We start from the raw sequence: 19,191 nt of genomic DNA, 5'->3' as shown, positions 1-19,191 counted from the left end.
CGCCCCTCATTTTAATCGGAAAATTTTCTGGAAAATTTTCCCTATTAGCCATGATCTCATCTAGAATACAGGCCAGCAAGTCTAGAAAGAGTCACGGCAATCTATGACTACCAGTAATTACGATTCCGAGTTGACAGTTTTGGGATTACCCGCAGCCAAAGGTAGATGGTTATTAATACCTCTAGGAATGGGCGTTTTACTCTGTTTAGGGACGGTGTACTCATGGAGTATCTTTAGAAAACCCCTAGAAACAGAATTAAATCTCAGCGCCACGGAAAGCTTACTACCCTACACTGTGGCCCTAGTATTTTATGCCGCTTCTATGCCGATCGCCGGTTTTTATATCCCCCGGGTAGGCACTCGCAGGATGACCGCTATCGGCGGAATTATCGTCGGTTTAGGCTATATTCTCGCTAGTTTTGCCGCTCAGATCCAGACAATTATTCTGACCTACGGAGTTATTGCTGGCACGGGAGTCGGCATCGCTTACGGTGTTCCCATGGCAGTGGTGGCACGCTGGTTTCCCGACAAAAAAGGTTTAGCGGTGGGTTTAACCATCATCGGATTTGGCCTTTCTCCCCTGATTACCGCACCTTTAGCCAATCGATTAATCAATGAATATAGCGTTAGACCAAGTTTAAGATTTTTGGGGATTATCTTTACAATAATTATTGTGATTATTGCGATCACAATGAAGTTACCCCCTCAAGACTGGCAACCTCCCGCCAATTTAGCTAATCGAAAATCGGACTTTCAGGCCAATTATCCGGTGAATATGCTGAAAAGTCGCTCATTTTATGGCTTATGGCTTTGCTATGCCATTGGTGCTTTAATTGGCTTGAGTGCCATCGGTATTTCTAGTCCTGTCGCTGAGGAAATTATCCAGATTGAGCCGGGGTTAGCCGCTAGTAGTGTTGCTCTCTTTGCCTTGTTTAATGGTATTAGTCGTCCTTTGTTCGGTTGGTTTAGCGATCGCTGGAAACCCCATTATCTAGCGATCGGGGCCTATACACTCATTTTGATCGGTTGTCTGTTGATGGTCAAGGCTGAAAAAGGGGCAGTTAGTAGCTATCTAGTGGCTTTTTGTCTATTTTGGTTCTGTTTAGGGGGATGGTTAGCCCTAGCTCCCGCTACCACTCTCCACTTCTTTAATCCTGACCACTACGCCCAAAATTACGGTATTGTTTTTACTGCCTACGGTGTCGGCGCTTTGATCGGAACTTTAGTAACTGGTAGAATTCGCGATTGGTTCGGTACTTACACTTATGCTTTTTATGCCATGGCTGTATTGGCAATACTGGGTATTTTTCTCGCGAGTGCCTTACTGAAAAGAGAGCGATCACATTTATCAAATCCTAGCTAGGGTCTGCTGAAAAAGTTTTTCGGTGGTGGCAGGGTGTGGGGTGTGGGGTGTGGGGTGTGGGGTGTGGGGTTTTACCGATTTTGAGGGGGCCAATTACCTAATTTTCAGGGAAAAAGTCCCGGAATTTTCCCCCTGATCACTCCCATGCCCGGTACTTTTTGATTGACAAAAAGTCTAAAAGTCTTACCCAACAAGGTTTTTAGATTTATTCAGCAAATCCCAGCTAAGGGAGTTAATCTTAGCCTAGAGTAGATACTGCTGGCATTTTATACTTTAAAAGACTCGAAAGAGGTTACATTGGACGGTATAGGTCTTTTAATCGCTCTTTTTCTGCGTGATTGTCGATCTTGAATCAAATCTCGGTTTTCCTGGAGGAAAGAAATTAACTGATCATCAGGGATTTCTCGGAACTCGCCAGTGTTCAATAAAACAGTAGCCATGGTAAATCGAACTCCTGAATATTTGTCTTGATCGCTATCAAAGCAGTCCTCGACTAATCATACCAAATCCCTTTGTAATAGTGTGATTAACTCTCAAGTTATGAATTGTTTCTCCCCACACCCCACACCCCACACCCCACACCCCACTATCCTATACTTTTTAAACAGGATTTAGTATCAGGGGGTGTTTGCAGCTCTCAATAATTGTCACCTAACCGCTCAAAATTGCCTTTATTGCTGGGATTTTTTCGGCCACTGCTGACGGCGATAACTGCTATACTGCCCATGAATATTGACCAGATAGGGAACTAGATAAGTCAGTGATGCAGCCATCCAGCGATCGCTTGTCATGCGGCCGCTGATTATAGCATAACCGTGGTTAATTGTCAATAAAATTGTCCCCACTACCACAGCCACTCTTATCCCGGTGGGGGCAAATTGGGGGGATAATAAAGCATGAAAATAGCCGATAACTCCTTTCATTGCCTATAAATCGCACTCTATCAGGCGAGTAAAACAAAAAGTCACCATTTTTAACCCGTAGGGAGACTTCCACCAGAGAGCGGGAAAACAGCCTTCAGGAGCTGCTAGACTAAAATCCCAGTGATCATAATCATCGATACGCCACTGATCTTTATCGCGCCATCCTACCAATTCCCCAAATTTTCTAATCGTTTCCGCGTCTTGGGTACGCAGGGTGTTAATATCACCCCCGGCGGCAAAATATGACTTCACCTGAGCGCTAAAACCGAAATGATCGCCGCTATAATTTTTCCAAAGGCGATCGAGTACCCGAATCACATTAACAGGAAACCGCATCATATCCTCTGGGGTTAAAGTATCGCGGGTTCTGCCAGCAGCTTCGAGGATAACTCGGAGAGTTTCTGCGTCTGCCTCCCTAAAGTTCCCCTCAGCTAGGAATTGCTGTAATTTACCATAGCGCTCGATGTCTGGTACTAACATCTGCCGCGCTTCGATGAGGGCAACCCGTTCGGTTAAAGATTGCAATTGAGCTAAAATATCCTGAAGTTGGGCGTTAATATCTGACATAAATGTAAGAGGGTTTGTTGACTGCAAAAATTACCGATTTATCGGCAGAATAATTATTGATTTACCGCTTCTAATCTTGACTTGACAAAGCGATTTATCCATGCTTCTAGATAGATGCGATTGGCTTTTTGTTCTTTTAAATCTGTGGTAGTTAAAGGGTAAGGTGCTAATCCTTGAATGGCTGCGGTTGTCACACAAAACATCGACTTTTGAAAAGTTTCGCAGATCTGGACTAATAAATCTTCCTCTTGACGAAAACTCTTTTTATAAATGTCGTGCAGATAATCAGGTAAAAAGTGACGCATATCCTGCATTAATAGTGTGGGAGGAATCCCTGCACCTCCGATGGGTAAAGGATCCGCATACAAAGCACCATAGGCAAACATTCCTTGATCGTAGGGAATTTGATAGGCTTGGGCATTATAGGAAATTGTACCGGGGAAAGGTGTTCCGCGAAAGAAAACCGCCTCAACGTAGGGGATTGCTGTATCTGCAAGAAAGGTTAATCCTGCCGATTTGGGGATCAGATCATAGGTTTGTCCTTTGATTTTTACCTGATAGACAATTGGTTTACTAGCATTATCAACTAAATTTTTCTTAATGTGTGCCACCACTTCGGGAATATTGGTAATTTTTCCAGCATCGTAGAGATCGGATAAACTTAAAAAAGTATCGGCCATAATTCGCCAAAATTGACCTAAACCGCTATAGTAGGCCATCATCCGCATTTGTTCTGGCAAAAATTCAGGAAAGACTTTATTTAAACTTAAAACTAGGGGATTATTCCTAAATTTGGCTTGAATAACCTTGGCTGTCAATTCTCGAAAAGCGGCACCATCTACATAACTATCTAAACCACCCCCACCATGCCAAAACATCGCTTTCATACAGTATTCAGCATACTCAAAATTAATGCGATCATGCCACCAGTGTTGTAGTAATTTCTGCCAAGATACTTGACCATTAAAATATTTAAAGAAAGGGAAAAAAACCAAAAACTGATTTTCCGCAATATAAATTAAATTTTTGGAATAAGCATCTAACACCACTCCGTAACTTTTCAGGATACCCACTACCTCGATCAAATTCTGGGGAGTATCTTTTAACAATGCTTCCCCAGCCGTGAGACGATCAATATAGGATGCTAGGGGATGAGAGGAGGACTTGACAGGGATAGTAACCATGCTAGAAGCTTGATAAAATAACTTTCCTGATCTATTTTAACCCATAAAAGCACAACCAATTAGCGGCGGTGGCACGGCGAGTCATGCGGGGATTGAATTCGCCAATTTTATAACCGGTAAACCCCAATTTATCTTTTAATAATTGTTTATTTTCTGGCAAGATCGATCGAGTTAATTTTACTGTTGGGGGACGATTGGCAATAAAATCCGGTGGTTCAGGATATTCACGGCGCCAATCTTCCTCTACTTGACTATTATCCCATTTTCCTTGACTTTCATCGTAACGATAACCTAAACTTTGCCAGACTAATTTATTAACGGTTTCGTCGTCAATTTCATCGTTAATAATCGCCCAAATTGTCTCTATATTTAATTCTGGTAGTTCCATAGATCAAGTGAATGGGTGATGGGGTGTGGGGAAGTGGGGTGTGGGGTGTGGGGTGTAGGGTGTGGGGTGTGGGGTGTGGGGTGTGGGGAGAATAAATAAAATAATCTCCTATTTCCTGACGATCGGCTACTGACGACCGGCTACTGCCTACGGTTAAAATAACTGGTGAATAACATCATCGATCATCGCGTAAGCGTAGCCTATTTTGCCTCCTTCTAACGCCAAAATTATTTTTATTTTAACTATCGGTGTGGTGTCGGTTTCTGCATCGGCAATTTTTATCCGGTTAGCGATCGAAGCGGTAGGTAATGCTACGATCGCATTTAGTTTATTTTTAGCGACTTCTCGTCTGATCTTGGCTTCTGTTGTCCTAATTCCGAACTGGTTGACCTTATCACGCCAAAAAGTCCCTATTCAAGCCTATTATTACGCAGTGGGGGCAGGATTTTGTTTAGCTCTCCATTTTGCTACTTGGATTACTTCTCTATCCTACACCTCGATCGCCGCTTCTACCACTTTAGTCACTACTAATCCCCTCTGGGTTTCCCTGTTGGGTTGGTGGTGGTTTCGAGAAAAACCGACTAAATTAACCTTTATCGGCATTTTTGTGGCTCTAACGGGGGGATTATTGATTGTTTTAGCCGATCGAGATCTCAGTAGTTCTTATCCTAACCCTTTATTGGGCAATAGCTTGGCTTTAATTGGGGCAATTCTCGTCAGTGGTTATATTCTCCTCGGACGGGAAGCACAAAGGAAGGGCTTAAATATTAAGAATTATATAACTGTAGCCTACACTACCGCAGGATTAGCTTTATTACCTTCTATTTTTTTATTTGGTCAAGATTACGAAAGCTATCCCCTATCCGTGTATGTTTATGTGTTAATGATGGCGATTTTTCCGCAATTAATCGGTCATACTAGCTTTAACTGGGCTTTGCGATGGGTAGCACCGACAATAGTAACCATGGTAATTTTATTAGAGCCAATCGCCGCTAGTCTGTTAGGAGTGTTCATTTTTGGTGAAATACCAGCCCAAGAAGTCATTTATGGCGGATTAATTCTGTTAATTGGCGTAGGAATTGCTATTTTAGGCGGATAAGCTGTTAGTGGCTCTAATATTACTGGTTAAGTGCGATCTCGATCGCCAATTGTGATCACAGACAAAAGCTAGATTAGTGTACAATGCTAACTGAATGAGAGTTTAAGTAGGTAGGTCTTAAAAACTTGCGGATGCCCCCCTTATCAAGGGGGGATTAAGGGGGGATCAGCACCCCCCTTATCAAGGGGGGATTAAGGGGGGATCAGCACCCCCCTTATCAAGGGGGGATTAAGGGGGGATATATCTTCAATTTAATTATAATCAGCTACTTAGACAATCTGACTCAATTGAAAAATAGGGTTTTCGGGGAATTAATTCCCTGACTAAAATTAGAAATATTCGATTATCTGGGTAATCTGTAGTTGAGAGCTAAAAAAGCCAGTAGTTTTCGGGAAAAACTGGGGGGGGGTTGAAAAGTGAAATCAAAAGGAAAGGGGATACAGTCAAAACTGCCCTCGTCTGAGTCCGGTTTCTCGATGTTAGAAGTAATGATTGCCATTTTAACTATTGCCGCCTTCTCAATAGGAACCCTACAGTTAATGGCATTCACTGCCTTATATAAAGTTCGGGCAGAAAGACAGGCTCAAGCTAACTTTTGGATTCAAGAAGATTTTGAGGATGTCAAATATTTAGCTTCGACTTTAGATGTTAATGACAATGATGATAGCGTCAATGCAGATAATCATGATCCCGATCGTTTTAGTGAAATATATCCTAATGTTTGCTCAGATATAAATCAAGGTTATGCCAGAGAACTCAGAAGGCGTTTACCCTCCCAGGATCCAGATTTTAGAGATCCTGAACCTCCTCCTGATCCTGATGATTATGCTATTCCCGCTAGTGATTTACCTCAACAACCATTATCAAGACCATTACCACCATTAGCAGAAACATTAGTTGCAACACGAGAAATTGTAGGTAAAAACTATTCTCTCTATCGAACTTTTCCTGATGATTTTGAAGAAGATAATCATCCTGATCCTTCTATCATAAGCACAGCCCAGATAGATAATCCCCATCATCTCCGTATTGATTATCGAGTCCAAAACCAAGAAAATGATGTTATTGCCAAAAGTTCTGTTGAGGTGATTCCCGATGCGTCGTTTAAATGTCCATAAAAATCAGGGTTTTACCCTGTTAGAAATTTTGGTAGCCTTGGCAATTACGGGAATTCTTGCCGCCTTAACTGGACCTAATTTATCAGCTTGGTTGAATAGCAATAAAGTCAAAGAAGCCACCGATTCTATACAATTAGCTCTAGAGGATGCCCAAAGACAAGCTATCCGTCGAGGGAGGAATTGCACGATTAATTTTACTAACCCGACTGGCAATAATCCCACGGTTTACTCGCAAATAACTACCAGTGAAGCAGGTTGTTTAGTGGCTACAAATACTAAGGTGCGTAAGCTAGAGCCGGAGTTAGTAGAAGACGTATTTTCCCTAGATTTGCCGCAGGAAATATTTATGGTGGTGGATAATTTTCCAGATTTTCCCCTTCCCCCTGGTCCTCCCCCTGGTCTGGAGATTCCGGGGGTGCAGTTTTCCTTTCGGGGTCATGTGCCGGGGTTAACCTTTGATCCGCCAGAAGATCAAGCGATAATCGTATTATATCCCGCCGCCGATGCCACCGCCGATCCCTATCCCAACCAAGAAAAAAAATGTCTAGTTATCGCTTCTATGCTAGGAATAATTAAACAAGGCACTTATACTGGAACTTCTCTAAGTAACCTCGATGCTCGTCAATGTGAAATCCGTCTCGATGGAACGAACTGAACCCTAATCAGTTATCAGTTATCAGGTGTGAGTTATCAGTTATCCGTTACCAGATGTGAGTTTTTAGTTTACTGATTACTGTTCACTGATTACTGATTACTGTTCACTGATTATTTTTGATTGCTCAGAAATAGTCGTAATTTCAATAAACTGAGAGTTTGACCGAGATTGAGGGGAAGGAGGGAAATGCCTTCTAACCGTGATTGTAACCAACCATCACCCCAATACCATTCGTGATAGCCATCGATGCCTTGACTCAAAAGCAAGCGTAAACACTGGTCATTGGCCAGTAAAACCTGATGTTGTACGGGGATTAAACCTAACCAAGAGGTAAAAGTCAAACCCTCCTCTAATTTATCGGGTAGATTAGGCGAGAGCATTTGCGGCCACAGCCATTGACGGAGATGAGCAGTTTTGAGCAAACTATCCCGGATAGCCTGTTCACTGGCCGAGATTTCGATACGCAGCTGACTTTGTTGAAAATTGCCAAACATATTACTGTCTCCCAGTTAGAACCTACTTGGGTTTTATTGTCTAATAATTTTTGTTAAGTTAGTTAAAGAATAACCAAAAATCGGGACAGCGTTTTCCAAGGATAACAGTAAGTAGTATGGCAGATAAATTAATCCGCGCCACGGCCGCCGATGGGGGAATTAGAGTAGTAGGAGTGATTACCACCCGTTTAACCGAAGAAGCTCGCCAAAGACATCAATTATCTAACGTAGCCACCGCCGCTCTCGGTCGCACGATGGCATCGGCTTTACTCCTGGCTTCCAGTTTAAAAAAACCCGGTTCTAGGGTCAATATTCGCATTAAAGGCGATGGTCCTCTAGGTGGGGTCTTGGTTGATGCCGGACTCGATGGCACGGTGCGCGGTTATGTGGACTGTCCCCAGGTGGAATTACTCCCCAATGCTAAGGGTAAATTAGATGTGGGTCGCGCCGTCGGTAACAAGGGTTATGTGCGAGTCTTACGCGAAGAAAAAGGCGAGGGGAGAAATGAACTTCAAGAAAGCATCGTCGAGATAGTTTCTGGGGAAGTGGGGGAAGATATCGCCTACTACCTGGACCAATCGGAACAAATTCCCTCCGCTTTGCAAGTGGGGGTTTTTGTCGGTACAACCACAGGAGTAACGGCAGCCGGGGGAATTTTATTACAAGTTCTCTCTAAAGAAGCAGCCCGGGATGAGGTCTTAGTGGCTCGTTTAGAGTCGAGATTGCGAAAATTAACGGGATTTACGCCCCTTTTACGCGCAGGAAAAAGTCTAGAAGATATTTTTCAGGAACTTCTGGGAGATATGGGTCTAGAAATTTTTCCGGCTGTGCAGCTGCTGCGCTTTGATTGTGATTGTTCTTTTGAACGGGCCCTAGGAGCTTTAAAATTCCTCGGGGTCGATGAATTAAAAGACATTATCGAAAAGGATAAACAAGCGGAAGCCATCTGTGAGTTTTGTCGGGAAGTGTATAATGCCAACGAGACACAATTAATCGAATTAGTCCAGTCTCTACAGGCTGAATCTTGCTGAGAAGTCGGGCAATGAGCGCCATTAGGGTAAAATCTATCTAAAATATCTGCTAGGGAGTCGTGAATGTTTAAAGGAAAAGAATTAACCAAAAATCTGGTCAAACGAGAATCGATTGACTCCCTGACTCGTTGGCCAGAGAAAACTAAGTCTTTTCTTTTTCTCTTTTGGTACCGATACCAGCATCGTTTCACTTGGAAAGTTTGGGCGGCTTTATTTGTGGTCGTCTTTGGCGGTGTTGGCTTTCTCGCCACTTGGCAGTTATTAAATATGCAGAAGTCGCCCAATTGCCCGAAAATCTTCTGGCCTATCGCTTCTGCCTCCCTACGTCTCTACTGCGCTCAACTTTCCGCCGATAGTCGCACCGTGGCAGGTTTACTCGAAGCAATTGCCCTAGTGGAAGCTTTACCCGAAGACCATCCCTTGCGCTCCCAAGTTAATCAACAGGTGGAAGAATGGGCGCGAGATATCCTGAATTTGGCGGAAAAAGACTATCAAGCGGGAAATTTAGAGCAAGCAATCGCTAAAGCTCGTCAAATCCCCAATAATATGGCAGTAGCGGCAATTATTGAAGAAAGAATCGCTAAGTGGCAAGGAACTTGGACGGAAGGCAACGATATCTTAAGCAAACTAGAGGAAAATCTCCGCGCTTCCAACTGGAATCAATCTTTCCGTCTAGCAGTGGATTTATTGAACTTAAATAACGAATATTGGGCAACGGTTAAATATAATGAAGCGATCGCTAAAATTACCGTTGCCCGGGAAGATAGCAGTAAATTAGATAATGCCTTTAATCTCTTTGCCCGGGGCGGTCTCGACAATTGGTTCAAAGTCATCGAAGAAGCTAGAAAAATTCAAGCCAGCAGTTATGCCTATCAGGAGGCACAAAAATTAATCGGGAAAACCGAGGATAAACTAAAAGAATACGCCGAAAGATTAATTGAGCAGAAGCAATGGCAAGCTCTCCGGGATTTGGCTAACGAAAGCCCCGAAGACCTCAAAATTAAAGCAGATATCACCGATTGGTCCGTCTTGTCCACGGCGGCCTTAGATGCGGAAACCGGCACGGTGGACGGATTAGAAGCCGGCATACTGGGACTAGAACAAATCGACCCTTCTCGACCCCTCCATCAAACGGCCCTAGCTATGAAGGAGCGCTGGCAGTTACAGGTACAGGATGTAAAAATACTGTCCGAGGCTAGAGATTTAGCACAAGCAGGTACGATCGAGCAGTATAGCGCCGCTATCGCGAAAGCGGGCGAGGTTCCCCGGAATAATCCCCTCTGGTCGCAAGCACAGCAGGAAATTGGCTCTTGGAATCGTCAAATACAAGTTATTGAAGACCGGCCGATTTTAGAACGCGCCCAAGAAATTGCTCTCCCCAGCGATATTAACTCCCTCAGTAGCGCTATTATTCAGGCCCGGGCCATTGGTAAAAATCGGGCCCTATACCGAGATGCTCAACGGGAAATTCGCGGCTGGCAAGTGCGGATTGAACGCCTGGAGGATCAACCTATTTTAGATCAGGCTCAAGCTTTGGCCAATCTCAAAGACTACAGCACAGCGATCGAAACTGCCAATCAAATTCCCCCCGGTCGCGCTCTTTCCTCGGAAGTTTCCCAAAATATCCGTCGTTGGCGCCGAGAGTTGCGGTCCCGTCAAAATCTCCAACAGGCTAATCAATTAGCGGCGACGGGAACCCCAGAAGGTTTAACCCGGGCGATTGCTTTAGTTACCAATATTTCCACTCAAACCGATGCGGGTGTGCAACGGACTGAATTGCTGGAACGTTGGAGTTATCAGCTTTTGTCTTTAGCCACGGATCAAGCTAATAACGGCCGTTATCTGGAAGCTATTCGCCTTGCTGAATCCGTATCCCGGGAAAGTACCGCCTACAGTTCGGCTCGCTCCCAAATGCAAGGCTGGCGCAATATTCTCCAACCTCCGGCCCCACCACCAATAGTTGAATCGACTCCCCTTTCCCCGGAGTCCCCGATAGAAGCACCAAGTCCGGGTCAATAATCAGTTTTAGAGGCTGTTTTTGCCGTGGATTACCCCTAAAAAAGTCCCTCATCCCCAGGGGTCTGTCCAGTTAAAATTGACGGATATAATTGGGTTAATTTGATGTGAGCATCTTTCCTTAAATTTCCGGCCATACCAAATCCGTTTTTAATAGTGTGATTAACTCCCAAGTTATGAATTGTTTCTCCCTGCTCTGGCGCTCCGGTACTCTCCTACACCTTTTAAACAGGATTTAGTATGATTCCTGTAAATGAAATCCTATTATCTCTATCAATCCCATTATTCTCCTTAAAATTATCATCATCATTATTTTTAATTAATAAATTACAAAAATAACCAAAGCTAATTTTAAAAAGGTAATAGTTGTTAAGCTAAGACGCATTTTAAACGCCCATCCTTAGATTAGCTAAATCTCCCTCAATCCCTTTACTGTTGCCTCTTGCCTGTTGCCTCTTGCCTGATCTCAACAAGCAATTTAAATACTTAACAGCTTATGAATTACATTAATCAATCAAGCAAAAAACAGATCTCCGTAATTTCTATGAGAGCAAGTGAGGTACTGGATTTATATGCCAAAGGGAAACGCAATTTTACAGGAGTAAAATTAAAAGGACAGTGTTTTCGCGGACAGAATTTATCGGGGGCTAATTTTAATCAAGCAGATCTGCGTGGTACTAATTTTCAAGGGGCTATTTTAGAGGGAACTAAATTTACCGAGGCTAGGGCAGGATTACTAAAGCGCGGTCGGCTACAATTAATTTTAATTTCTTGGTTAATAGCGGCTTTCTGCGGCTATCTGTGGGGATTAACTGGGTATTATCTAGCTTTAATGCTGGTGACGGATGTAAGCCAATTTAAAATCATTGGTGCGGTGATAATCACGATTTTATCCCTAATTTATGTAAGATTTTATCGTCAGCGAGTTGGGGGATTACCCTTAGTTTTATCCTTGATTTCTGGTCAATCAACAAGTTTTATCCTAGCAATTTTTATCAGCTTAATTTTAACTTTATTAACAGTAATTATCCTAGCTTTTCAAGGAGCATTAGCTGGAATAGCCGTGATGAATGGAACTTTTTCTATAGCTTTGATTGTTGGGGTTTGTGGTACTTTATTCACCGCTTATCTGGCTTGGTTGTCCCTAGAAGAATCGAGACAAACAATCACGAAATCGATAGCAATTGCTTTTTTAGCCAGTCAAGGTACAAATTTTTGCGGGGCAAATCTTAAAGAAGCTGATTTCACGGGAGCGCAGTTAAAAGCCACTGATTTAAGGGCAAAAGATTTAACTAGAACTCGATTTTATCTGGTATCGGGCATCGAGCGAGCGCGTTGGGAAAAGACAATTTTGGCCGAAGTGGCGATCAGAAATCTTCTGGTGACTGGTCAAGGGGAAAATAAAGCTTATATTGGCTATAATTTTCGCGGACTAAATCTTTCCGGGTTTAACTTCAAAAATGCCAATCTCACTAGGGCAAATTTCAGCGAGGCAAATTTAGCCTACGCTAATCTAGAAGGGGCAAATTTAGCCCATAGTAACGTGATGAGAGCCAATTTACAGGCAGCCACCCTGACGGGCGCTTGTATCGAAGCTTGGAAAATCGCCGAAAATACCAATCTAGAAGGGGTTGATTGTGATTATATCTATTTAGTCGAGTCCGACCAAGAGCGCCGTCCCAAGCAGGGAGAATTTGGGGAAGGGGAATTCCAGCAATTGGCCCTGGAGCAGCGAAAATTGTATATTGACAAATGAATGCTATACAAAGCTAAAATTGCAGCGCCGAGGCGGACAATTAGAGGGATAATAAGACCAGCCTTAACACCTATCCCCCGACTGGTAACTGATCACTGATAAGCGATGGTGAATATTTCTAATCAAGTTACACCCAATCGGGAACTAGCGCCCCCGGCAAAAGTCCCCGATGTCCAAATCCTAGCGGCGATCGATATTGGTACGAATTCGGTTCACATGGTAGTGGTGAAAATTGAACCGTCTTTACCCGCTTTTACGATTATTGCCAGAGAAAAGGATACAGTCCGTCTGGGCGATCGAGATAGGAAAACTGGTAAATTAACCCTAGCGGCCATGGAAAGAGCGATCGCGGCTTTAAAACGCTGTCACGATCTAGCTATTAGTCTCCATGCGGATCAGATTATTGCCGTGGCCACCAGCGCCACCCGGGAAGCGGCCAACGGTGACGAATTTTTGGCTTTAATCGAGAAAGAAGTCGGTATTTCTGTAAATCTCATCTCGGGACAGGAGGAAGCTCGTCGGATTTATCTCGGTGTCGTCTCGGGGATGGATTTCCAAAATCAAGCCCATATTATTATTGATATTGGTGGCGGTTCCACGGAATTAATCTTAGCCGATAGTCAAGAAATTCGCTTTCTTAGTAGTACCAAAATCGGCGCGGTGCGTTTGAGCCAAGATTTAATCACTACCGATCCCATTAGTCCCACAGAATTGGCCTATTTAAGAGCATACACCAGGGGAATGTTGGAGCGGGCAGTAGAGGAAATTAAACATCATTTACAGGTGGGAGAAGTGCCGCGTTTAGTGGGAACTTCTGGGACGATCGAAACTTTGATGACTATCCATGCCTTGGAGAAATTGGGGGAAATTCCCAATCCTTTAAATGGTTATCAATTAACCCGCAAAGATGTCAAAGAATTAGTCAAACGTTTCGCCGCTTTGGACTATCATCAAAGGCTGGCAATTCTGGGGATGTCCGATAAACGGGCTGAGATAATTCTAGCAGGTTCGATCGTGCTTTTGGAAGCGATGACCATGTTAGATGTTGATAAGTTAGTTCTCTGTGAAAGGGCGTTGCGAGAAGGGGTAATCGTCGATTGGATGCTGACGCACGGGTTAATTGATAATCGGTTACTTTATCAGAGTGAAATCCGTCAGCGCAGTGTCTTGAAAATAGCGAAAAAGTATCAAGTTAATTTAGAATCTGCTGAGAGAATAGCGACATTTTCCTTGTCTTTGTTCGAGCAAACCCAAGCACAATTACATTCTTGGAATCAGGAGGCTAAAGATCTATTATGGGCGGCGGCAATTTTACATAATAGTGGTTTATATGTTAGTCATGCTGCCCATCATAAACATTCCTATTATTTAATTCGCAATGGTGAACTGTTGGGCTATACAGAAATAGAGTTAGAAGTTATCGCTAATATCGCTCGTTATCATCGCAAAAGTAAACCGAAGAAAAGACACGATGATTTTATGAAATTAACGGAATATTATCAGTATATGGTCAAACATTTAAGTGCTATACTGCGCTTGGCCGTGGCTTTAGATCGACGACAAATAGGAGCGATTAAAAAGATTGAATGTAAGTACGATGCCGAATATAGAACCCTACATCTGCATCTTTTCCCCAATAATGCTGAAGATGATTGTGCTTTAGAATTGTGGAGTTTAGACTATAAAAAACCCGTTTTTGAGGAAGAATTTGGGGTGAAAGTTGTGGCAACTTTGGCATTTTTACCCTGAAATCACGACCGGTGATCGGTTAGGTAGCTTGAAATCGGCAAGATGGAAATTTTCGAGACTTGTTGCCTATTAAGTAGTCGTGGAAAATTAATTTCTTGGTTAGGATAGGCACTCATGCACTCATGCAAGAGGTAGTGAGATATGTGTAATTAATTTTGCCTAGGTACTTATTCTAGGTCAAGATTATCGACCGTGGCAAATTGATAATTTTTGTTGATAGTCAAGCAGGAAAACAGTTAAAAACTGCGAAGTTACTGTTATAATCCAGAGGGAGTAGGAACGCAGAAAGAAAAGGAGCCGAAAAACTTGTTGCAATTAGCCAAAATCAGCCGCTTGATCGCTCTTGGTTGCTTAGGAACGATACTGACTAGCTTTCCTGTCCTCTCGGCCGAGAGAATCACTTTTATCTTAGCGCCCTTTAGTCGTACCCTAGAAATTAGTTCCCTAGAAAAGTTCGCCAAAACTGGCAGAATTGACGCTAATCTAAGACAATATTTAGGTAATACCACCACCGAACAACAAAAAGAATTTCGCCAAGCTTTAACCACAAGTAAAGAAGTTAATCCCGTCCTGATCTCGCGCTTTTTTAACTCCACAATGGGGAAAGATATCCTCAACCTTTTAGGGGAACTGATCACCATTCAAGGGGGTATTAATGGTAAATTTGCCCTGCGTTCTGCCCTAGTTAAATCAGCCTTTGAACCGGGAGGGGTAACTATTCTTAACCTGCTGCGTAATCTGCCCACTAATATGCAGATTGATGTGACAAAAGTGCAAAGATTAGCTCGGGCGATCGATATCGTCCTGAAAGCCACCACAGTATTCACGGAAAAGGTGGCGCAATTATCCTTAGAAGAAGCTAAAAAGGCCGGTGAAATTAATTTTACCGCCATGACCGACCCCCGACAACCCGGACCGCAACAAGTGGAACAGATGCGGCTGGATTTAACCGATAGCCGTCGTCAGAGGAAACTTTATCTAATTATTGTCAAACCCAAGGGGCAATTAACCCAGAAAACCCCCGTTATCGTCTTTTCCCACGGTTTAGCTTCCCGTCCCGAAGATTTTGTCCGACACGCAGAACACTTTGCTAGTTACGGTTATCTCGTCGCTATGCCCCAACACCCCGGCAGCGATACCCTACAGGTGCAGAATCTACTCGCCGGTTTATCGCGGACGGTTTTTTATACCAACGAATTTGTCGATCGTCCATTGGACATATCTTTTGTGATCGATGAATTGCAAAGACGCAACGCGGGGGAATTTCAGGGGCAATTAGATTTAGATAATGTGGGAGTTGGTGGACATTCCTTCGGCGGTTATACAGCCTTAGCCGTGGGTGGAGCGACGATCGATTTCGAGAATTTACAACGAGACTGCCAAAGAAGATTAGCTTTTCTCAATGTCTCCCTCTTGCTGCAGTGTCGTGCTTTGGATTTACCCCGAGAAGAATACAACTTTCGCGACCCGAGAATAAAAGCGATTTTTGCGGTTAATCCGTTTAATTGGAGTATTTTCGGGGCTAAAGGACTGGCTAAGATCGAAATTCCCACTTTTGTGGCGGCAGGAACCTACGATCCCGCTACCCCCGCTATTTTTGAACAGGTGCGCTCTTTTCCCCTGCTCAATACTGAAAATAAATATTTAGCTCTGATTGAAGGTCAAGCTCACGTTGATTTTTCGGTACTAGATGCGGGAATTAACGAAGCGATCGAATCCGTAGCCGATCTTACCCTGCCAGCACCATATCTGATCGATAGTTACGCCCATTCCCTATCTTTGGCCTTTTTTGAGGTGTATATTCGCAAAAACCCCAGCTATAAACCTTTTTTACAGGCGGCCTATTCCCAATATCTCAGTCAAGGCCAGGAGTTTAGATGTTTTCTGATTACCCGCGCCTCCTCGGCTGTTTTAGAACAGCTAATCGAAGATTTTATCGCTCAAAATGTCCGTTAATCAGTTATCAGTTATCAGTTATCAGCTTATCAGTTTACTGATCACTGATAAGCTCCCCACTTTCCCACTTCCAATTCATCATTGATCATTCATAATTTATATTTGTTGAGGGCGTTTAAGTAGTAATTGGATAGCCAAAAGAATTAAACCAATGGTGACAAAAATAAAAATAAAGGTTCCTAGAGAAGCTAAACCAAAAACTAAAGTCCGGACAGCACTGCCAATTCTCAAGGCGATCGGACTGTGAGCAACCATCGGTTTTGAGTAAAAAGAATGACCGATCGCTGCTGTAAGATGATAGAGAATTGTCCCCAGTGCTGCCGAAATTGCCGCACCAACTAAACAGCGAGTAGGAGTAACTTTTTTGGTTTCTAATTCTGTGGTCATTACTTTTTAGTCCTCAAATATTGCCCAGGTTAAATTTTAATTCTTTTCCCCGACTAGAACCAAGGATCGAGGGCGGAAGGAAAAGAAGTATTGACTTCGACAGAGAAAGGATCCTCTGAATCCGAGGAAACAATCAGATCCTGATTCGTCTCTAGTTGCCGTTTTAACTGTTCCCAATCGCCGGGGTCGGTTAACTCCTCATAAACAGGGGCAGCGGAAACGATCATTTCCTTATCCGATGACCGGTTGCGGGAAGAAAGAACTGAATTAGTCAAATCAGGTAGCTCCTGGTCGATAATAGTTGGATTTGCGCTCTTTGGAGAATTTTTGGGCGAATTTAGGCTAATTTCTTGCTTTAATAACTGTAATTCACCATTGAGAGCTTTTAATAACTGCTCGATCACCTCGATTCTTCCGAAAACATCCGGGGGAATCTCAGGATTATTGGCAGCAGAGAGGGAGGGTAAAGTTAATTTATCGGCCATGACGCGGTCGATTTCCTCTAGGGTAGTATAACCTTGGCGGACTAATTCCAAACCGTAGGCGAGGAGAGACTTGAATCCTGCTCGTGTTGCCGCTTTTTTGAGCATATCGGCGGGTTTATTCTCAGCGATGCAAGTTTTGAGGTCAGGGGTAATCGTGATTACTTCAAAGACCCCAATCTGGGACTGATAACCGATGCCGTGACAATGACGGCATAATCTCCCTTTTTCCCGCGCTTGGATGATTTCTTCGGCAGTGAGGGAATTAGCTTTATAAAAGCTGTATTGAGCAGCTTGGGCGGGAGAAAGACCAAATTTAGCTAATTCCTCCCTTTTTGGTTGATGTTTCAGCCGACAAACCTGACAAACCCGTCGCACCAGTCTTTGATTGATCACTCCCACTAGGGTATCGGCGACTAGGGCCGGCTCCGCTAATTGATTGAGGCGAGCGATCGCGGCAAAGGCATTATTGAGGGGTAAACTAGAAATAACTAAATGTCCTGTCAAGGCCGCTTCTAGGGCATGGGCAAGGGTGGAAGAATCCACCAGCTGATCGATGCCGATGATATCCACATCTTGATTCCGGAAAGAGGGCAAAATCGAGGCATAATCTTGACCTTGACCATCAGCGATTTCCACTTGGGTAATACCGTTAAGGCCGCGTTCGATCGAGGTTTCCACGGTGGCGATATTAACATCGCCCTGGTTTCGATGGGCTAGTAGAGAATAAAAACTGGTGGAACAACCGCCTCCGGCCGGTGCGGTGAGCAGAATCAACCCCGCCTGGCGCTCGATCATGGTGCGTACCAGTTTACAGGTTTCTTGGCTAGTAATCAACTCATCGAGGGGCCAAAGTGGGGATCGAGAATCAAAAACCCGCAAGAGAATTTTTTCCCCGTGTTGACGGGGTAGGGTGTGGAGACGAAAATCTATTTTGCGACCGGAAAAAGTTTTGGTCATTTTTCCCTGTTGGGGTCGCGATTTCTCGCTGACATCGAGGTTAGCCAGAATTTTTAACCGTGAGATAATCGCTGGGGTCGCTTCCCGAGAAATCGGTTCCCCGGCAGAACGCAGGAGACCATCTTGGCGAAAACGGATAGTTAATTGATTTTCTTGGGGTTCTAGGTGAATTTCCGTCGCTTTGCTTTCAATGGCTTGAACAAGGATATTATTAACGAAACTGATGATCGTCCCTTGATTCGCCTCTTGAATCAGCCCGAGATCCTCGTCGGCTAATTCGCGGTTGAGATGGGGGAGAGATTGGCCATCTTCAAAAATATCAGTTATGTCAACTATGGTCTTTAGATCCTGTTCTTGGGGAAGACGATGGCTAGATAGGGCTTCTTCTTGACGAGAACGATAGATTTCGACCAATTTCTGGTAATCTGCCCGAGCGATCACACGACGCTCAAACTGCAATTCTTTATCCCGGAGGATACGACGTAAATCATCGAGAATTTCCTGATTAGCGGGATCGACCATGGCTAGGTGAAGAACCTTGCGATCGGATTCTTGTTTTTGTAGGGGCAGGATCTGATAACGACGGCAAATTTCAAAGGGAAGGACTGTGCGAAACAGATTTTCGATTTCTGTCCAGTTGATCGTCTCAGTCTCAGGGTCAAGATATTCTAACCCATACTTGGCTTTTAGTTTTGATAGTTGTTCGAGTCGGTAGTATGCCAGTGCCTCTTTGGGTAAAGGACGACCGGTGATCAGGGGTAAAATTGCCAGTAGAGATAGATGACCTTTCTGTTTCTGGATTATTGCCTTTTCTAGTTGCCCGATAGTGATATAACCCGATTGCACTAACTTTTGGGCAAAGGAAGGCAGCTTGGTCTGGGGGGTCTCGTTTGCTGATGACATGGAATAGAGCCAGTTAATATTGTACAGCCCACTACTCTATTATGCCCATTTTCTCACCGTAGCTAACAGACAGGCTATTTTTTTTAGGCAAGGGCCAACGGGCCATCGGCAAGGGAAAGAAAATTTATCGTCGGCTACTTAGCAAGGATTGATAGTGAAC

16 protein-coding genes are annotated in these 19,191 nt (G+C 43.8%); 9 read left to right on the top strand and 7 right to left on the bottom strand.

Annotated elements, in window-relative coordinates; all coding sequences use genetic code 11:
* Nucleotides 1-103 precede the first annotated feature (103 nt).
* Entirely contained in the window at nucleotides 104-1,363 is a 1,260-nt protein-coding gene (locus IM485_RS11895; RefSeq protein ID WP_104398089.1) for an L-lactate MFS transporter, read from the top strand.
* A 671-nt stretch (nucleotides 1,364-2,034) separates the two neighbouring features.
* On the opposite strand, the gene nrtS is transcribed toward IM485_RS11895, so the two are convergent.
* The 4 genes from nrtS to IM485_RS11875 are packed head-to-tail and all read right to left on the bottom strand — an operon-like array spanning nucleotide 2,035 to nucleotide 4,425.
* A complete protein-coding gene (gene nrtS / locus IM485_RS11890; RefSeq protein ID WP_287743237.1) occupies nucleotides 2,035-2,286 on the bottom strand; it encodes a nitrate/nitrite transporter NrtS in 252 nt (83 codons plus the stop codon).
* A gap of 3 nt (nucleotides 2,287-2,289) precedes the next feature.
* Entirely contained in the window at nucleotides 2,290-2,853 is a 564-nt protein-coding gene (locus IM485_RS11885; protein WP_287743235.1) for a GUN4 domain-containing protein, read from the bottom strand.
* Between the two features lie 53 nt (nucleotides 2,854-2,906).
* The gene (locus IM485_RS11880; RefSeq protein WP_287743233.1) at nucleotides 2,907-4,037 is read right to left on the bottom strand and encodes a CO2 hydration protein; all 1,131 of its coding nucleotides are present in this window, start codon (nucleotides 4,035-4,037) and stop codon (nucleotides 2,907-2,909) included.
* 31 nt (nucleotides 4,038-4,068) lie between these two features.
* Complete coding sequence (locus IM485_RS11875; protein WP_190357956.1) at nucleotides 4,069-4,425, bottom strand: DUF1823 family protein; 357 nt, start codon at nucleotides 4,423-4,425, stop codon at nucleotides 4,069-4,071.
* A gap of 205 nt (nucleotides 4,426-4,630) precedes the next feature.
* Between IM485_RS11875 and IM485_RS11870 the strand changes: the two genes are divergently transcribed.
* The 3 genes from IM485_RS11870 (at nucleotide 4,631) to IM485_RS11860 (ending at nucleotide 7,297) form a co-directional block, all read left to right on the top strand.
* Nucleotides 4,631-5,524, top strand: a complete 894-nt coding sequence (locus IM485_RS11870; protein WP_287743231.1) for a DMT family transporter — start codon at nucleotides 4,631-4,633, stop codon at nucleotides 5,522-5,524.
* A gap of 476 nt (nucleotides 5,525-6,000) precedes the next feature.
* Nucleotides 6,001-6,642, top strand: a complete 642-nt coding sequence (locus IM485_RS11865; protein ID WP_104398083.1) for a type 4 pilin — start codon at nucleotides 6,001-6,003, stop codon at nucleotides 6,640-6,642.
* Nucleotides 6,620-7,297 (top strand): pilus assembly FimT family protein, encoded by a 678-nt coding sequence (locus IM485_RS11860; protein WP_104398082.1) that lies wholly within the window; start codon nucleotides 6,620-6,622, stop codon nucleotides 7,295-7,297. Before IM485_RS11865 ends, IM485_RS11860 begins: the two co-directional genes overlap by 23 nt.
* Nucleotides 7,298-7,407: 110 nt before the next feature.
* On the opposite strand, the gene IM485_RS11855 is transcribed toward IM485_RS11860, so the two are convergent.
* Nucleotides 7,408-7,791, bottom strand: a complete 384-nt coding sequence (locus IM485_RS11855) for a hypothetical protein (protein WP_002791292.1) — start codon at nucleotides 7,789-7,791, stop codon at nucleotides 7,408-7,410.
* 116 nt (nucleotides 7,792-7,907) lie between these two features.
* Here IM485_RS11855 and hslO point away from each other — a divergent pair, with 116 nt between their 5' ends.
* The 5 genes from hslO (at nucleotide 7,908) to IM485_RS11830 (ending at nucleotide 16,299) form a co-directional block, all read left to right on the top strand.
* Nucleotides 7,908-8,822 (top strand): Hsp33 family molecular chaperone HslO, encoded by a 915-nt coding sequence (gene hslO, locus IM485_RS11850; RefSeq protein ID WP_104398081.1) that lies wholly within the window; start codon nucleotides 7,908-7,910, stop codon nucleotides 8,820-8,822.
* A 63-nt stretch (nucleotides 8,823-8,885) separates the two neighbouring features.
* A complete protein-coding gene (locus IM485_RS11845) occupies nucleotides 8,886-10,841 on the top strand; it encodes a chromosome segregation ATPase (RefSeq protein ID WP_287743228.1) in 1,956 nt (651 codons plus the stop codon).
* A 541-nt stretch (nucleotides 10,842-11,382) separates the two neighbouring features.
* Nucleotides 11,383-12,594, top strand: coding sequence for a pentapeptide repeat-containing protein (locus IM485_RS11840; RefSeq protein WP_287743225.1), 1,212 nt, complete (start codon nucleotides 11,383-11,385; stop codon nucleotides 12,592-12,594).
* Between the two features lie 105 nt (nucleotides 12,595-12,699).
* Complete coding sequence (locus tag IM485_RS11835; RefSeq protein ID WP_287743222.1) at nucleotides 12,700-14,343, top strand: Ppx/GppA phosphatase family protein; 1,644 nt, start codon at nucleotides 12,700-12,702, stop codon at nucleotides 14,341-14,343.
* A 306-nt stretch (nucleotides 14,344-14,649) separates the two neighbouring features.
* On the top strand, nucleotides 14,650-16,299 hold the full coding sequence (locus IM485_RS11830) for an alpha/beta hydrolase (protein WP_287743219.1): 1,650 nt from the start codon (nucleotides 14,650-14,652) through the stop codon (nucleotides 16,297-16,299).
* A gap of 96 nt (nucleotides 16,300-16,395) precedes the next feature.
* On the opposite strand, the gene IM485_RS11825 is transcribed toward IM485_RS11830, so the two are convergent.
* Both IM485_RS11825 and IM485_RS11820 read right to left on the bottom strand, forming a co-directional pair.
* Nucleotides 16,396-16,686: a DUF3082 domain-containing protein gene (locus IM485_RS11825; protein WP_287743217.1), complete on the bottom strand. Its 291-nt coding sequence runs from the start codon at nucleotides 16,684-16,686 to the stop codon at nucleotides 16,396-16,398.
* A gap of 53 nt (nucleotides 16,687-16,739) precedes the next feature.
* Nucleotides 16,740-19,031: a GspE/PulE family protein gene (locus IM485_RS11820; RefSeq protein ID WP_104398075.1), complete on the bottom strand. Its 2,292-nt coding sequence runs from the start codon at nucleotides 19,029-19,031 to the stop codon at nucleotides 16,740-16,742.
* Nucleotides 19,032-19,191 lie beyond the last annotated feature (160 nt).

The organism is Microcystis sp. M169S2, from assembly GCF_020245865.1.
Taxonomy (GTDB): Bacteria; Cyanobacteriota; Cyanobacteriia; order Cyanobacteriales; family Microcystaceae; genus Microcystis; species Microcystis ichthyoblabe_A.
Note: the sequence above shows the minus strand (reverse complement) of the source record. Positions and strands in the feature narration are given on the sequence as shown.

What these genes read in the sequence shown, in the direction of transcription:
- IM485_RS11820 (WP_104398075.1), bottom strand. Translation starts at nt 19,031, where the DNA reads ATGTCATCAGCAAACGAGACCCCCCAGACCAAGCTGCCTTCCTTTGCC.
- IM485_RS11860 (WP_104398082.1), top strand. Translation starts at nt 6,620, where the DNA reads ATGCGTCGTTTAAATGTCCATAAAAATCAGGGTTTTACCCTGTTAGAA.
- IM485_RS11885 (WP_287743235.1), bottom strand. Translation starts at nt 2,853, where the DNA reads ATGTCAGATATTAACGCCCAACTTCAGGATATTTTAGCTCAATTGCAA.
- IM485_RS11825 (WP_287743217.1), bottom strand. Translation starts at nt 16,686, where the DNA reads ATGACCACAGAATTAGAAACCAAAAAAGTTACTCCTACTCGCTGTTTA.
- IM485_RS11875 (WP_190357956.1), bottom strand. Translation starts at nt 4,425, where the DNA reads ATGGAACTACCAGAATTAAATATAGAGACAATTTGGGCGATTATTAAC.
- IM485_RS11855 (WP_002791292.1), bottom strand. Translation starts at nt 7,791, where the DNA reads ATGTTTGGCAATTTTCAACAAAGTCAGCTGCGTATCGAAATCTCGGCC.
- IM485_RS11835 (WP_287743222.1), top strand. Translation starts at nt 12,700, where the DNA reads ATGGTGAATATTTCTAATCAAGTTACACCCAATCGGGAACTAGCGCCC.
- hslO (WP_104398081.1), top strand. Translation starts at nt 7,908, where the DNA reads ATGGCAGATAAATTAATCCGCGCCACGGCCGCCGATGGGGGAATTAGA.
- IM485_RS11865 (WP_104398083.1), top strand. Translation starts at nt 6,001, where the DNA reads ATGTTAGAAGTAATGATTGCCATTTTAACTATTGCCGCCTTCTCAATA.
- IM485_RS11840 (WP_287743225.1), top strand. Translation starts at nt 11,383, where the DNA reads ATGAGAGCAAGTGAGGTACTGGATTTATATGCCAAAGGGAAACGCAAT.
- IM485_RS11845 (WP_287743228.1), top strand. Translation starts at nt 8,886, where the DNA reads ATGTTTAAAGGAAAAGAATTAACCAAAAATCTGGTCAAACGAGAATCG.
- nrtS (WP_287743237.1), bottom strand. Translation starts at nt 2,286, where the DNA reads ATGAAAGGAGTTATCGGCTATTTTCATGCTTTATTATCCCCCCAATTT.
- IM485_RS11895 (WP_104398089.1), top strand. Translation starts at nt 104, where the DNA reads ATGACTACCAGTAATTACGATTCCGAGTTGACAGTTTTGGGATTACCC.
- IM485_RS11880 (WP_287743233.1), bottom strand. Translation starts at nt 4,037, where the DNA reads ATGGTTACTATCCCTGTCAAGTCCTCCTCTCATCCCCTAGCATCCTAT.